Origin of the sequence: Kitasatospora sp. NPDC056138 (assembly GCF_042264695.1) — a bacterium.
In the GTDB taxonomy this organism is placed as follows: domain Bacteria; phylum Actinomycetota; class Actinomycetes; order Streptomycetales; family Streptomycetaceae; genus Kitasatospora.
In genome coordinates, this window is sequence record NZ_JBHJVK010000031.1 from 13,835 (window position 1) to 28,192 (window position 14,358).

Annotated in this window: 13 protein-coding genes; 2 read left to right on the forward strand and 11 right to left on the reverse strand. The window is 72.9% G+C overall.

Annotation, left to right across the window (positions count from 1 at the left end; translation table 11 throughout):
* Window positions 1-55 precede the first annotated feature (55 nt).
* Window positions 56-862 carry a TetR/AcrR family transcriptional regulator gene (locus tag ACFC1R_RS19740; protein WP_375940231.1) on the forward strand — a complete coding sequence of 269 codons (807 nt, stop codon included), beginning with the start codon at window positions 56-58 and terminating at the stop codon, window positions 860-862.
* Window positions 863-1,081: 219 nt separating this feature from the next.
* The gene (locus tag ACFC1R_RS19745; RefSeq protein ID WP_375940233.1) at window positions 1,082-3,082 is read left to right on the forward strand and encodes a hypothetical protein; all 2,001 of its coding nucleotides are present in this window, start codon (window positions 1,082-1,084) and stop codon (window positions 3,080-3,082) included.
* 331 nt (window positions 3,083-3,413) lie between these two features.
* Here ACFC1R_RS19745 and ACFC1R_RS19750 read toward each other — a convergent pair whose 3' ends face one another.
* From ACFC1R_RS19750 to ACFC1R_RS19800, 11 genes are all read right to left on the reverse strand, one after another.
* Window positions 3,414-4,106 (reverse strand): spermidine synthase, encoded by a 693-nt coding sequence (locus ACFC1R_RS19750; protein ID WP_375940235.1) that lies wholly within the window; start codon window positions 4,104-4,106, stop codon window positions 3,414-3,416.
* A gap of 175 nt (window positions 4,107-4,281) precedes the next feature.
* The gene (locus tag ACFC1R_RS19755; RefSeq protein ID WP_375940237.1) at window positions 4,282-5,346 is read right to left on the reverse strand and encodes a YeiH family protein; all 1,065 of its coding nucleotides are present in this window, start codon (window positions 5,344-5,346) and stop codon (window positions 4,282-4,284) included.
* Between the two features lie 8 nt (window positions 5,347-5,354).
* Window positions 5,355-5,918 (reverse strand): cysteine dioxygenase, encoded by a 564-nt coding sequence (locus ACFC1R_RS19760; protein WP_375940239.1) that lies wholly within the window; start codon window positions 5,916-5,918, stop codon window positions 5,355-5,357.
* Between the two features lie 121 nt (window positions 5,919-6,039).
* A complete protein-coding gene (locus tag ACFC1R_RS19765; protein ID WP_375940241.1) occupies window positions 6,040-6,945 on the reverse strand; it encodes a LysR family transcriptional regulator in 906 nt (301 codons plus the stop codon).
* Between the two features lie 76 nt (window positions 6,946-7,021).
* Entirely contained in the window at window positions 7,022-7,888 is an 867-nt protein-coding gene (locus tag ACFC1R_RS19770) for an amino acid ABC transporter permease (RefSeq protein ID WP_375940243.1), read from the reverse strand.
* Window positions 7,885-8,529, reverse strand: a complete 645-nt coding sequence (locus ACFC1R_RS19775; protein ID WP_375940245.1) for an amino acid ABC transporter permease — start codon at window positions 8,527-8,529, stop codon at window positions 7,885-7,887. The genes ACFC1R_RS19770 and ACFC1R_RS19775 overlap by 4 nt, the downstream gene beginning before the upstream one ends.
* A 16-nt stretch (window positions 8,530-8,545) precedes the next feature.
* Entirely contained in the window at window positions 8,546-9,433 is an 888-nt protein-coding gene (locus tag ACFC1R_RS19780) for a glutamate ABC transporter substrate-binding protein (protein WP_375940247.1), read from the reverse strand.
* A 10-nt stretch (window positions 9,434-9,443) separates the two neighbouring features.
* Entirely contained in the window at window positions 9,444-10,196 is a 753-nt protein-coding gene (locus ACFC1R_RS19785; protein ID WP_375940249.1) for an amino acid ABC transporter ATP-binding protein, read from the reverse strand.
* Window positions 10,197-10,239: 43 nt separating this feature from the next.
* Window positions 10,240-10,494: a LapA family protein gene (locus ACFC1R_RS19790; RefSeq protein WP_375940251.1), complete on the reverse strand. Its 255-nt coding sequence runs from the start codon at window positions 10,492-10,494 to the stop codon at window positions 10,240-10,242.
* Between the two features lie 156 nt (window positions 10,495-10,650).
* Entirely contained in the window at window positions 10,651-12,423 is a 1,773-nt protein-coding gene (locus ACFC1R_RS19795) for an ABC transporter ATP-binding protein (RefSeq protein WP_375940253.1), read from the reverse strand.
* Window positions 12,420-14,258 carry an ABC transporter transmembrane domain-containing protein gene (locus ACFC1R_RS19800; protein WP_375940255.1) on the reverse strand — a complete coding sequence of 613 codons (1,839 nt, stop codon included), beginning with the start codon at window positions 14,256-14,258 and terminating at the stop codon, window positions 12,420-12,422. Before ACFC1R_RS19800 ends, ACFC1R_RS19795 begins: the two co-directional genes overlap by 4 nt.
* Between the last annotated feature and the right edge of the window lie 100 nt (window positions 14,259-14,358).

A 14,358-nucleotide genomic window follows, 5' to 3' on the forward strand; every position in this document is an offset into this window, starting at 1 on the left:
GCGGGGCCCGGACGTCAGGGTTTCGTCATCTTCCGGCCCGGATAGGGTGGCGGGCATGGCTTCCTCCCGTACACCGGCGGTGGCGGACCACCGCGCCGAGGACGAGCACAGCACGGCCACGACCCCGCGCGCCGAGCGTGCGCCACGGCGCAGGCTCAGCGTGGACGAGCGCCGGGAACAGCTGATCACGGTCGCCCTGGACCTCTTCAGCAAGTACCCGCCCGAGGACGTGTCCATCGACGACATCGCCGCGGCGGCCGGCGCCTCGCGACCGCTGGTGTACCACTACTTCCCCGGCAAGCAGGCGCTCTACGAGGAGTCGCTGCGGCGGGCCGGGCAGGAGCTGGCCGGCCGCTTCGAGGAGCACGCACAGGGCCCGCTCTCCGAGCGGCTGTACCGGGTGATGGGCCGCTACCTGGACTTCGTGGACAGCCACGGCCCCGGCTTCTCGGCCCTGCTGCGCGGCGGTTCGGTGGCCGCCAGCCCCGGGACGACGGCGGTCATCGACGAGGTCAGGCGAGCGGCGCACGACCAGATCCTGCTGCACCTGGCAGTCGCCGAGCCCAGCGCCGGCCTGCGGCGCACCGTACGGGCCTGGATCGCCAACGCGGAGATCACCTCCCTCGACTGGCTGGCCGACCGGTCGGTACCGCGTGAGGAACTCCAGCTCCAACTGGTCCAGGAGTTCGTGGCCGCGCTGACGCTGACCGCGGCCCGGGAACCCGCCCTCGCCCTCGAACTCGCCGGCTTCTTCGCCGCCGAACGCCCCGAGGGCCCCACCGGCCGGCTCGTCCGCGAACTGGCCGACCTCCTCACCGTCCCCAACCTCGCCCCCCAACTCACCCGCCTCGCCGCCTCCTGAGCCGGCCCCGGCGCACCCGCCCGCCCGGTCCCACCGCCCGCACCGACCCCGGTCCCCACCCCGAACCCCCACCCACCACACCACCCACCACAGCGGCCACCACGGCGGCCACCACGGCGGCCACCACACCACCCACACCCCGCCCGGTCCCGGAGTGTCCGAGGTTTCTGATAGAAAGTGGACGGAATTTCGGCTTTCGGGCGAGGGGGGCTCAGCACCATGACTCAGGACAATTTCGCGGCCGCGGAGCAGATCGGAGCCACGCTCGACGTGTTGGCCGCGGCACTGCTCGACGGGCGCGCGACCCACTACCCGATCGCCTCGCTGACCGGCTTCCGCCGGGACGCCCACCCCTCGGCCTCCGCCCTCTTCGGGCTGCGTCTGAGCCCCAGCGGTCCGGGCACTCTGACGGTCCGTGGCCTGGGCACCGTCGTCGAGGGCAGCACCGCCCGCCCGATCGCGCCGGAGGCCACCGTGGCCACCGAGCTGCTCACCCGTTTCGGCGGCGGAGCCGTCCGCGGCGTCTTCGGCTCGGCCCACGGCGTGGACGCGGAGCAGTTCCAGCTGCCGGTCGGCGTGGAGCGTACCGAGGACAAGCTGCGCCCGGCGTTCCCCGCCGCCCTCGCCGAGCTGGCCGCCGACCGGCCCACCACGGCTCCGGAGGAGCTGTCCACCGGTACGGGCGTCGAGGTGCGGCTGGTGCTGCCCTCGGTCTTCCACGCACTCACCGCCCGGGGTGCCGCCGCAACCCGAATCGCGCAGCTCGCCGAGGTCGCCGAGGAGCTCTTCGCAGGCAGCGACGTCCGCGCCCGCAAGGAGTGGGCCGTGCTGACGGCCGCACTGGGCAAGCCGTCGAGCAGTGCGGGGACGCTGTTCGCCGGGGTCTCCGCACTGCGCGTGTCGGGGCGGCCGAGCCATGCCTCCCTGGTGATCTCGCTGACGCACCGTCCGGGTCAGATCTCCGAGCTCGCCACCCAGCTCGCGGACACCCGCCCGCTGGCCGAGGTGTGGACGGTCCTGCTGCCCGCCGGGCCGGCCGCCGTCCTGGTCGAGGAGCGGACCTCCCCGATCCCGGCCGCACTGTCCAACGACGGTCAGCCGTACTGGACTTCAAGCTCGGTGGCCCAGGCGTTCGTACCGCTTCCGGACGGCGCTTCCGTCCTGGTCATCCAGCTCTCCGTCGCGCAGCCGGAGGACTGGGAGCTGTACATGGGCTCCTTCGCCGAGGTCCTGAAGAGTGTTCAGCTCGGCTGGGACGGCGTGTACGCTCCCCAGCCCGCCATCCCCGCCCAGGCCCCGGCTCACCTCCAGGCCCAGCCTGCTCCTTCCGCTGCTCCTGCTCCCGCTCCCGTTGCGGACTCGTACCCCGCCACCCCGTCCCAGCCGCAGCCGCAGCCGCAGCCGCAGCCGGCCGACGTTCCCGCAGTCCCGTCGGTGCCGCCGCTTCCCCCGGCCGCGCCTGCCACCCCGCCTGCACCGGCCGCCGAGCAGCCGGCCGCGCCGAAGGGCACCCCGGTCGCGGTCCCGCCCGCAGACTTCAACCCCTTCGCGCCCCCGGCGCCCGCGCCCGCAGCTGCAGCCGACACATCTGTGCCCGAACCCCGCAAGGGCACCCCGGTCGCGGTCCCGCCCGCAGACTTCAACCCCTTCGCGCCCCCGGCCCCCGCGGCCACGGCTGCCACCGACGCTGCCGAACCCCGCAAGGGCACCCCGGTCACGGTCCCGCCCGCAGACTTCAACCCCTTCGCAGCCGCGGCACCGTCGACCAACGCCGCCGCACCGGCCGTTCCCGCCCCGGCGGCCGCGCCCGCCCCGCAACCGGCCCCGACCGCGGACCCGTTCGGCACGGTGATGAACAACCAGCCCGCCGACCCGTTCGGCACGGTGACCACCGGATCGTCGCCCGCTGCCGCGCCGGCCCAGGCCCAGTCCTTCACGGCTCCCCCGCCGCCGTCAGTCCCTCCGACGATCCCGGCCCCGGCCAAGTCGAAGGGCACCCCGGTCACGGTCCCCCCGGCGGACTTCAACCCCTTCGCGCCCCCGGCACCGGCCGACAACGCACCGGCCACCGCCGAGGAGCAGGACGAGCCGACCAAGGGCACCCCGGTCAACGTCCCGCCGCCGGACTTCAACCCGTTCGCCGCGCCCAGCGCCCCGCCCGCAGCCCAGGCGGCAGCTCCGGCCGCCCCGGAGCCTGCGACTAACAACCCCTTCGGCTGAACCGGAGCCGACAGGCCCGACAGCCGACGGAGACGGCCGGACGACCCATGACCGGGTCGTGCGGCCCCCTCGCGAAGCGCCGCAGACAGGTTTGGGAGCGCCCACAGCCCCCCCGGCCGCGGGGGGCGCCGACAACGAACACGGGCCACCCATGACCGGGTCGTCCGGCCGCTTCCGTACGCGCAGCAGACAGTTTCGGCAGCGCCGACTGCCACGCGGGCAGCGGGCAGCGCAGACAGCGACCAGGGACAACCAGCGACGGTCCCGCAACGGCAGGCCCACGGCAGCCGACGGCAACGGAGCGAAGCGCCGGGCAGGTTGCCGAGTCGCCTCAGGCGCGGCGGGCCAGGTGGACCACGTCGGGGACACCGCGCAGCACCGGGATCTCCAGCGTGCGCACATCGGCGAAACCGGCCGTCCGCAGCGCCTCCTCGAAGACGGCGGACGGCTGTGCGCTCCACACCGCCAGCACCCCGCCGGGGGTCAACCGGCGCTGCGCGGCGGCCAGTCCGGCGGGGCCGTAGAGGCCGAGGTTGGAGTCGGTGACCGTCCAGTCCGGGCCGTTGTCGATGTCCAGGCAGAGCGCGTCGTACCGCTCACCGTCGGCGCGCAGGTACTCGACCAGGTCGGTGTGGAGCACCGCCACCCGGGAGTCGTTCTCCAGCGCGTGTTCGGAGAACCCGGCCAGCGGGCCGGAGCGGTGCCAGTCGATGATCGCGCCCTCCCGCTCGGCCACGGTGATCCGGCCCCAGCGGGGCTCGGCGGCGGCGTACGCCAGCGAGAAACCCACTCCCAGACCACCGATCAGCACCGACGGACGCTCTACGGAACCGAGTTGGTCCAGAGCCGCCTGGATCAGCAGTCGCTCGGAGCGCCCGTCGGCGGTGTCCATCAGGAAGCAGCCGTTGGCGATGATCTCGAAGTGCCCGCCACGCTGCCGCAGCACCACCTCGCCGTACGGGCCCTCACGCCGGTCGAGTGTGACGGGAGCGTCCAGTCCGTCCCGGTCGGGCAGTACAGACATCGTGGTCCTCATCGTGCGTGATCGGCGGTATCGGGCAACTCTACGCCAGCCGCGCGCCCGACCCGCGGAGCGCCGACACCCCGCCGAAGGCACCACCCAGGCCATCACCCGCCGCAGGCACCGCCCGGACGATCACCCACCGAAGCCGCCGCCCGGGCGGTCACCGAAGCACCGCTCAGGTGGTGAGCAGCACGCCGGCGTACGAAACGCCCGCGACCACCACCCAGGAGGCCAGCCCGAGTGCCGCGACCCGTCCACCGGTCCGCGCCAGAGTGGGCAGGTGGACGGCGCTGCCGAGGCCGAACAGGGCCGCCGCGAGCAGCAGTTCCTGCCCGTTCTGAGCCAGCGTCAGCACCTCCGCCGGAACGGTCACCACCGTGCGCAGCACGATCATCGCGAGGAAGCCGAGCACGAACAGCGGGACCAGCGGCGGCCGCTTGGCACCGCTCGGGGCGTCCTCCGTGCGGCCCGAGCGCCGACGCCGGACGACGGCCAGGGCGACTCCGGCCGTCAGCGGGGCCAGCAGCACCACTCGCATCAGCTTGACCAGTACGGCTTCGCGCAGCGCGTCCGCCCCACCGGTCTGCGCGGTGGCGACCACCTGCCCGACGTCGTGCACGCTCGCGCCGACCCAGCGCCCGAACTCGACTCCCCCGAGCCCCAACGGCTGCTGCAGCAGCGGGAGTACGGCGATCGCGAGGGTTCCGCAGAGGGTGACCAGTGCCACCGAGGTGGCGACGTCCTCCTCGTCGCTCTCCGCGACCTGGCTGACGGCACCGATCGCCGAGGCGCCGCAGATCGAGTAGCCGGTGGCGATCAGCAGCGGCTGGTCGCCGCGCAGTCCGAGCCGCCGGCCGAGCCAGAGCGTGCCGAAGAAGGTCGCGGTGACCACGGCGAGCACCATGGCGACGGTGGCCCAGCCGAGGCCGAGGACGTCACCGAGGCTGAGCTTGAGGCCGAGCAGGACGATCCCGACCCGCATCAGCCGTTTCCCGGCGAGCGAGAGTCCTGCTCTGGCTGCGCCCCTGACCAGCGGGCGCAGCCAGGGGATGTGCGCGACGGCCACGCCGAGCACCACGGCGGCGGTCAGTCGGGGGATCGCGGGGACCAGCGAGTGCACGGCCCAGGCGGCGGCCACGCCGAGCGCTGCGAGTCCCAGCCCCGGGCCGTTGCGCCGGAACGCCGGCCCGGAGGCGGGTTGTGCGGTGGGACGTACGACGGTACGGAGGGTCAGTGCCACAGGTCCGCTCACCGCTCGTCTGCGGGCAGGCGGTAGACCCGGCGGACGCTGCTGCCGAGCCGTGAGATGTCCGCGCCGTAGACGTGCAGGGAGATGGCGGTGTCCGTGCCGCAGTTCTGCACCCGGTGGATGTCGCCGGGCGGGGCGAATCCGCAGACCGCGCCGACCGGGTTGGTGACGTCCTCGGTGGCGACCAGTCGGCCGGCCCGGCCGTCGGAGACCAGCCGGAAGCGCCGTTCGCTCTCCACGCCCCGGTGGACGCCGGTGGCGCACCAGGAGACGTGGTCGTGGATGGAGGTGTGCTGGCCGGGCAGCCAGACCAGGGCGACCAGCGAGAAACTGCCGTCGGTCTCGGCGTGGATCAGGTGCTGGCGGTAGCGGTCGGGGTCGCCGACCTGCTGGTCCGCGGTGAGCAGGTCGGCGGCGCCGAGGTGGGGGGCGAGCTGCTCGCCGACCAGGTAGGCGGTCAGGTCCGGGGGGAGGCCGCGGTCGACGACCTCGCGCAGTGCACCGATCAGGCGGTGCATGCGCTCCGTACACCGGTCGGCGGTTACGGTGGCGGAAGTTGTCATACCTGGAGCCTCGGCCCGATCCGGCCATCACGTCCAACGACAGTTCGTTGACGATATGCCAACATCCGCTTATGGGTCGACCCGACCGGACCACCCGACCCGACACGGTCCCTCCGCTACGTCAGCAGCCGACCCGCGAGGCCCCCGCCCTGCGCAGCTCGTCCAGCACCAGGGCGGTGGCCGGGATCCGCTGGTGTTCGCGCAGCAGGTACGCGGAGACCTTGCGGCGCAGGTGCGGTTCGACCAGGCGGCCGGTGACCTTGCGGTGGCACATGAAGGAGAGGACGAGCGCGGGCATCAGGGCTATCCCGACCCCGGCGGCGACCAGGCTCTGCACGGCCAGGTTGTCGTCGGTGGTGAAGACCACGTCGGGGGCGAAGCCCTCGTCGGCGCAGACCTGGAGCAGGTTGGCCCGGCAGCGTGGGCACCCGGCGATCCACCGCTCGCCGCCGAGGTCGGCCAGCCGTACGGCGTGCCGCCTGGCGAGCTGGTGGCCGACCGGCAGCAGCAGGGTCAGCTGGTCCTCCATCAACGGGACTTCGACCAGCTCGGGCGGGGTCTCGGCACGCGATCCCGGGTAGCTGAAGGAGAGCGCGATGTCGCACTCGCCGCGCAGCAGGCGCTGGACGGACTCGGGCGGCTCGGCCTCCAGCAGCTCCACCCGGACGCCAGGGTGCTCGGTGAGCAGCCGGGCCATCGCCTCGGGAATCAGGGTCGCGTTGGCGCTCGGGAAGGCGCAGACCCGGACGCGTCCGGCGCGCAGCCGGGCGAGTGCGCCGAGCTGCTGCTGGGCGGCGTCCATGCTGGCGAGGATGGTCCGGGCATGCCGGGAGAGGGCCTCGCCGGCCTCGGTGAGCCGCAGCCCGCGCCCGGCGCGGGTGAACAGCGGGACACCGACGTCGCGCTCCAGCGCCTTCATCTGCTGGGTGATGGCGGGTTGGGTGTAGCCGAGGGCGCGGGCGGCGGCGGAGTAGGAGCCGGTGCTGACGACCTCGTGGAAGGTCTTGATGTGCCGTGAGTCGAACACCTCTGAATCATAAGCAAATTTTGGATGCGCTTCGGCAATACCCCAGCCTTCGCTTTGATGTCCGACCGCCCCGGGGCTACTGCTGGGCCTCCGGCGGCAGTCCCATCACCACTCCCGCCTCGGCGATCGGGGCGCCGCCCCTGGCCTTGGGGCTGCGTCGGCTGCGCCGCTCGACCCACCGGGCCGACCAGGAGAGCAGCAGACACATGCCGATGTAGACGGGCGTGATGACCATCACGACCGGGATGAACGGGAGGTCGTAGTCGAGGTTGGTGGCGATCAGCTTCCCGGCGTGCAGGAACTCCTCGAAGGTGATCAGGAAGCCGAGCGAGGTGTCCTTGAGCGCCACCACCAGCTGGCTGATGATGGTCGGCAGCATGGCCCGGTTGGCCTGCGGCACCAGGACGAACGTCATCACCTGGGTCTTGCGCATCCCGAGTGCGAAGGCCGCCTCGCGCTGCCCCCCGGGCACGGCGAGCACGCCCGCGCGGAAGACCTCGGCGAGGACCGACCCGTTGTAGAGGGTCAGTCCGGCGACCAGCGCCCAGAGCGGCTGCACCTTCATGGCGACGAAGATGAAGAAGATCATCACCAGCAGCGGCATGGCCCGGAAGAACTCGACCACCAGCGTGGAGAACCAGCGCACCGCCCGGTGGTCGGAGAGCCGCCCGGCGGCGAACAGCGCGCCGAACGGCAGCGCGAGGACGACCGTCCAGGCGAAGGCGGTCAGGGTGTTGCCGAGGCCGCGCAGCAGCAGGTCCTGGACTCCCCGGTACTCGAAGGGTCTCCACTTCTGGTACGTGAACTGGTGGGTGTGGAACAGCATGTACACCACCCAGCCGATCAGCGCGGCGATCAGCAGCAGCGCGACACCGCCGTAGAGCCGGTGCCGGGCGAGTGCCCTGGGGCCGGGGACGTCGTAGAGCGCGGAGCCGGTGGTCATCGCGAAGTCGCCACCCGTCCTTCGAGGATGTTGAAGAGGGCGCTGATCGCCAGGGTGATGACCAGATAGCCGACCGCGATCCAGAGGAACGTCCAGATGATGCTGTAGCCGAGCTCGTTGAGGGTGCGGTAGGTCCCGAGCAGTTCGGTCACGCTGAACGAACCCGCGATCGCGCTGTTCTTCGCCAGCGCGATCATCACGCTGCCGATCGGTGCCACCACCGAGCGGTACGCCTGCGGCATCACCACCACGCCCAGCGTCTGGCCGAAGGACATCCCCAGGCTGCGGGCCGCCTCCCCCTGCCCGGCAGGAACGGTGTTGATGCCCGAGCGCAGCGCCTCGCAGACGAAGGCCGAGGTGTAGCAGCCGAGCGCCAGCACGGCGAAGGTGAAGAACGGCAGCACGATGTCGAACCTCGGCAGCCCCAGCACCACCACGAAGAACAGCAGCGTCAGCGGGGTGTTGCGCAGCACGGTCACCCAGCCGGTGCCGAACGCCCGCAGCGGCCGCACCGGCGAGACCCGGAAGCCGGCCATCAGCACGCCCAGCAGCAACGCCAGCACACCGCTGATCACGGTGAGTTCGAGCGTGCCGAGGAAACCGTGCCAGTAGGTCGGGAGATTGTCGGTCAGGACTTTCATACCGGTCCGGCCCTCCTCAGTACCGGTCGATCGGCGGCGGCGTCGGCGCGGGCACCCCGGACAGCCCGAGCGTGGCGTCGTACGCCCGCTTCCAGTCGCCGTTCCGCTCGTGCCGCGCGAGCGCGTCGTCGATGGCCAGCCGGAGCACCCGGTCCTCCTTCGGGGTGCCGATGCCGTACGGCTCGGTGGAGAACGGCTGCCCGGCGATCTTCAACTCGTCCGGGGCCTTGGCGGCGTACCCCTGCAGGATGGCGTTGTCGGTGGTCACCGCGTCGACCTGGCCGGTGATCAGGTTGTCGACACAGGCGGAGTAGGTGTCGTACCCGATCAGGTGCGCCTCGGGGTAGTCCCGCTGGATCCGCTGGTACGGCGTCGAACCGGCGGCCGAGCAGACCTTCTTGCCCGCCAGGTCCTGCGGCCCGTGGATGCTGTTGTCGTTCTTGCGGACCAGCAGGCCCTGCCCGGCGATGAAGTACGGCCCGGCGAAGCCGACCAGCTTCTTGCGGTTGTCGTTGATGGTGTAGGTGCCGACGTAGAAGTCGATCTGGCCGTTCTGCAGCGAGGTCTCGCGGTTCGCCGAGGCGATGGTCTTGAACTCGATCCGGTCGGGGCCGAAGCCGAGATCGGCGGCGACCATCCTGGCGATCTCGATGTCGAAGCCGGAGTATTGCCCGGTGGCGGGGTTCTTCTGGCCCAGGTAGGGCTGGTCCTCCTTGACCCCGATCACCAGCCTCCCCCGGGCCCGCGCCCGGTCGAGGGTGGGCGAGCCCTGGATCTCCGACGCGTTCTGCACCTGGTAGGTGGGAAGCGCACTCGCCTGGGGGCCCTTCGGCGGCGGGGTGCCGGGCCTGCCGCACGCGGTGAGCAGCACGAGGAGGACGATGAGCAGCGGAGGACGCTTCACCCGGCGCCCCTCAGTGCTTCAGGATCTTGGAGAGGAAGTCCCTCGCCCGTTCGGTGTTCGGCGCGCTGAAGAACTCCTCCGGCGTACGGTCCTCCAGGATCCGGCCGTCGGCCATGAAGACGACCCGGTTGGCGGAGGCCCGCGCGAAGCCCATCTCGTGGGTGACGACCACCATCGTCATCCCCTCGCGCGCCAGGCCCCGCATCACGTCGAGCACCTCGTTGATCATCTCGGGGTCGAGGGCCGAGGTGGGCTCGTCGAACAGCAGCGCCTTCGGGTCCATCGCCAACGCCCTGGCGATCGCCACCCGCTGCTGCTGACCGCCGGAGAGCTGCGCCGGGTACTTGTCCGCCTGCGCGGCCAGACCGACCCGCTCCAGCAGGTCACGGGCCTTCCGGTCGGCCTCGGACCTGGTCCGCTTGCGGACCTTCAGCTGGGCCAGCGTCACGTTCTCCAGCACGGTCTTGTGGGCGAAGAGGTTGAAGGACTGGAAGACCATCCCGACCTCGGCCCGCAGCCTGGCCAGGCCCTTGCCCTCCTCGGGCAGCGGGACACCGTCGATGGTGATGGTGCCGGACTCCACCGGCTCCAGCCGGTTGATCGCCCGGCAGAGCGTCGACTTCCCGGAGCCGGACGGGCCGATCACCACGACCACCTCACCGCGTCCGACGGTGAGGTGGATGTCCTGCAGGACGTGCAGCCTGCCGTAGTGCTTGTTGACACCGGCCAGCTCGATCAGCGGGGTGAAACCTGCGGTGCTCACGGTGCGGGAACCCTCCCGGCGCCGAGGCCTGCCTGGGGGAGGGTCACTTGTCGCGTCGCCCCTTGGCCAGCCAGCCGAGGGCGCCACCGGCGACCAGGGTCGCCAGCAGGGCGATCCAGAGCGGGGCGGTCACGGTGAACACCCAGAACTGGATCCTCACCTTCTCCAGGTTGGCGAACAGGAACCAGATCGCCAGGATCACGATCACGCCGATCGCGATCACCCTGGTCGGGATACCCGCGATCTCGCCCCTGCCCTTGCCGCCGGAGGACGGGGAACCGCCTGAAGTCTTGGCCACAGAGGCAGTCTGCGCCGCGACCGCACCGCACCGCAGCGCACGCCGCCCGCGCTACCCCGGCTGGCCCACCCCGTACACCCAGCCGGGTGCAGCGCGCCCCGGGCCGACCGGGCCCGGGACGCGGGACCCGCCGACGTCCGGGCGGGCCCGCCGGCATCACCCCTCGTCCCGCCAGGAGCGCCAGAGCGCCGCGTACGGCCCGCCCGCGGCCACCAGCTCGGGGTGGCTGCCGTACTCGCTGATCCGTCCCTGCTCGACCACCGCGATCACATCCGCGTCGTGCGCCGTGTGCAGCCGGTGGGCGATGGCGATCACCGTACGGCCCTCCAGCACCCGGGAGAGCGAACGCTCCAGGTGCCGCGCCGCGCGCGGGTCCAGCAGCGAGGTGGCCTCGTCCAGCACCAGGGTGTGCGGGTCGGCCAGGACCAGCCGGGCCAGCGCCAACTGCTGGGCCTGCGGCGGCGTCAGCCCCGTCCCGCCGGAGCCGACCTCGGTGTCCAGGCCCTCCGGCAGCGCGGCCACCCAGCCCTGCGCGTCCACCGCCGCCAGCGCGGCGTGCAACTCGGCGTCGTCCGCCTGGGCGCGGGCCAGCCGCAGGTTGTCCCGCAGCGTGCCGACGAACACGTGGTGCTCCTGGTTGACCAGTGCGACCTGGGCCCGGATCCGCTCGGCGGGCATCCTGGCCAACGACGCACCGCCGAGGGTCACACTCCCCCGGCCCGGAGCGTAGATCCCCGCGAGCAGACGTCCCAGCGTCGACTTCCCCGCGCCGGACGGCCCGACCAGCGCGACCCGGCTGCCGGGCGTCACCTCCAGGCTGATGCCGTGCAGCACGTCGGCCCCCTCGCGGTAGCCGAACCGGACCCCGGCCGCCGAGACCTGGCGGCCGGCCGGATGCACGTGCTCGTCCGTCTCCGGGTCCACCACCTCACGGACCCCGACCAGCCGGGCCAACGAGGCCTGGCCGACCTGGAGTTCGTCGTACCAGCGCAGGATCAGGTCGACCGGGTTGGTCAGCGCCTGGGCGTAGAGCACCCCGGCGGTCAGCTGGCCGATGCCGATCCAGCCCTGCACGGCGTAGACCCCGCCCAAGGTGAGGGTGGCCAGGAGCGCCAGCGCGTAGGTGGCGTCCACGCTCGGGAACCACATGGTGCGCAGCCACAGGGTGTAGCGCTCCCAGTCCAGCCACTCGCCGATCCGGCGGTCCGTCAGCTCGATCCGCTCCGCGCCCAGGCGCAGCGCCTCGACCGTACGGCCGGCGTCCACCGTCTCGGCAAGCACGGTGTTCACCGCCGCGTACCCGGCCGACTCACAGCGGTAGGACTGCGGAGCGCGGCGAAAGTACCAGCGGGAGGTGGCCAGCAGCAGCGGCATCCCGATGATCGCGGTGACCGCGAGCAACGGTGAGGTGAGCAGCAGGGCGCCGAGCACCAGCGCCACCGAGACCAGGGCGACGGCCAGTTCGGGCACCGCCTCGCGGACCGACTTGGCGAGCCGGTCGATGTCGGTGGTGCCCCGGGAGACCAGGTCGCCGGTGCCCGCCCGTTCCAGTACGCCGGGCGGCAGGGCGACCGAGCGCACCAGGAAGTCCTCCCGCAGGTCGGCCAGCACCTCCTCGCCGAGCACGCTGCCGCGCAGCCGGGACCAGCCGATGAACGCGGACTGCACGAGAAGCGCGAGCAGGTACCAGCCGATCCCGGCGAGGATCCGGCCTTCGGTCGTGCCCGTGCTGAGCTCCTGCACCAGCGAGCCCAGCACCCACGGACCGACCAGGCCGGCGAGGGTGGCGACGGCGTGCAGGCCGATCACCGTGGCGAAGCCGGAGCGGTGCCGCCGGGCCAGCAGCCGGATGTAGGAACGGACGGTGGCCGGTGAGGCGACGGGCAGCATGGCGGCCGGTCCGTGCTGCCGGACGACGGGGGGCTTCATACCTTCTCCTCGGAGTGGGTCCGCGCCGCAGCCGGATCGGCCGCCTGCGCGGCCTCGGGCGCGCTCCGCCCCGACGGCGCCGGGGCGGTGTCACGGGTGACCACGGCCCGGTACTGCGGGCAGCCGCGCAGGAGTTCGCGGTGCGAGCCGGTGGCGGCGACCCGGCCCTGGTGGACCAGCAGGACGGTGTCCGCCCGGTCCAGCAGCAGCGGACTGGTCGCGAACAGCACGGTGGTGCGCCCGTCGCGCAGTTCGCGCAGCCCGGCGGCGATCCTGGACTCGGTGTGGGCGTCCACCGCGCTGGTCGGCTCGTCCAGTACCAGCACCGCCGGGTCCGCCACCAACGAGCGGGCCAGGGCGAGGCGTTGGCGCTGCCCGCCGGAGAGCGAGCGCCCGCGCTCGGTGATCCGGGCCCGCATCGGGTCTCCCCCGCACTCGGGCGAGCCGTCGACCAGGGCGTCCAGCACGTCCTCGGCACGGACGGCGGTGAGCGCCCGCGCCGCGGTGACGCGCCCGGAGGCGGGGACCTCGAACAGCTCGGCCAGGGTGCCGGAGAGCAGCACCGGTTCCTTGTCGTGGACCAGGACGGCCGCCCGCACCTCGTCCAGCGGCACCTCGTCCAGCGGCGTGCCGCCGAGCCGCACGGAAGGCTCGGGCCGCTCATCCTCGGCCAGCGGCAGGTGCCCGCCGAGCCGCCCGGCCAGGTGCCCCGCGACGTCCGGATCGCCGCAGACCACTGCGGTGATCCGGCCGGCGCGGGCGGTCAGCCCGGTGACCGGGTCGTGCAGGTCGGCGCGCTCGGGGCGGGTGAGGGCGGCAGTGAAGGCCTCCTCGCCGGCCGTCCGGGTCAGCGCGAGCACCTGGGTCGCCCGCTCCGCGGAGACCCGGGCGACGCTCCAGGCGTGTGCGGCCTCGCCGAGGATCCGCAGCGGGGAGGCCAGGAAGGCCATCGCCCCGTAGACCGCGACCAGTTCACCGACGCCGATCCGGCCCCGGACCACCAGCTCGGCCCCGTACCAGGTGGTGGCGACCACGAACAGGCCCGGGAGCAACACCTGTTGGGCCTGCATCAGCGACCAGATCCGGGCGGTGCGCACGGCGGCGCCGCGGACCTGCTGCGAGGCCACGCGGTAGCGCTCCAGGAACAGCTCCTCGCCGCCGATCCCGCGCAGCACCCGCAGGCCGGCGACGGTGTCGGCGGCCAGCTCGGTGGCCCTGCCCGCGAGGGCGCGCTGCTTACCGTAGCGGCGCTCCAGGGGCGCGAGCAGCGGCCAGACCGAGGCCGCCAGGACCGGCACACCGAGCAGGACGGCGAGGCCGAGCAGCGGTCTGCGGGACAGGACGACCACGCTGAGCCCGAGCCAGACCACGACGGCGGCCCGCACCCGGGCGGTCAGTTCGACGTACCAGCCGATCCGTTCCACGTCGCTGTTGCTGACCGCGACGATCTCGCCGGTGGCGATCCGCCGGGACAGCCCGGCGCCGAGCCGGGAGGCCTGGCGGGCGACCAGCTGGCGCAGCTGGGAGGCGGCGGTGATCCAGTTCCACACCGCCTGCCGGTGCAGCAGGACGCCGCCGAGGGACTGCAGTGCGGCGAGGAGGAGGGCGAGGGCGCCGGCCCGCCAGATCCCGGCGGTGTCGCCGCCCACGGCGGCCTGGATGCCCAGGCCGAGCGTCAGCGGCAGCGCCGCCTGACAGGCGAGCTCCAGGACTCCCCAGCAGGTGGCGAGCAGTTGCCCGCGCCGCTGGCTGCGCCGCATCCAGCGCAGGAAGGCGGGCGGTGAACTCAGATCGGGGACGCCGGGGTCCGGCATCGGTAGGGACTTGAGCGACATGACGCTCCGTTACGGGGGGTGGTACGGGCAGGGTGCTCGGGCACGCGGCCCAGGTCCTGGGCGCGGCGGGGCCGCCCGGCGCGGTGCGCGGGCCAGGGCG

What these genes read in the sequence shown, in the direction of transcription:
- ACFC1R_RS19740 (WP_375940231.1), top strand. Translation starts at nt 56, where the DNA reads ATGGCTTCCTCCCGTACACCGGCGGTGGCGGACCACCGCGCCGAGGAC.
- ACFC1R_RS19745 (WP_375940233.1), top strand. Translation starts at nt 1,082, where the DNA reads ATGACTCAGGACAATTTCGCGGCCGCGGAGCAGATCGGAGCCACGCTC.
- ACFC1R_RS19750 (WP_375940235.1), bottom strand. Translation starts at nt 4,106, where the DNA reads ATGTCTGTACTGCCCGACCGGGACGGACTGGACGCTCCCGTCACACTC.
- ACFC1R_RS19760 (WP_375940239.1), bottom strand. Translation starts at nt 5,918, where the DNA reads ATGACAACTTCCGCCACCGTAACCGCCGACCGGTGTACGGAGCGCATG.
- ACFC1R_RS19770 (WP_375940243.1), bottom strand. Translation starts at nt 7,888, where the DNA reads ATGACCACCGGCTCCGCGCTCTACGACGTCCCCGGCCCCAGGGCACTC.
- ACFC1R_RS19775 (WP_375940245.1), bottom strand. Translation starts at nt 8,529, where the DNA reads ATGAAAGTCCTGACCGACAATCTCCCGACCTACTGGCACGGTTTCCTC.
- ACFC1R_RS19795 (WP_375940253.1), bottom strand. Translation starts at nt 12,423, where the DNA reads ATGAAGCCCCCCGTCGTCCGGCAGCACGGACCGGCCGCCATGCTGCCC.
- ACFC1R_RS19800 (WP_375940255.1), bottom strand. Translation starts at nt 14,258, where the DNA reads ATGTCGCTCAAGTCCCTACCGATGCCGGACCCCGGCGTCCCCGATCTG.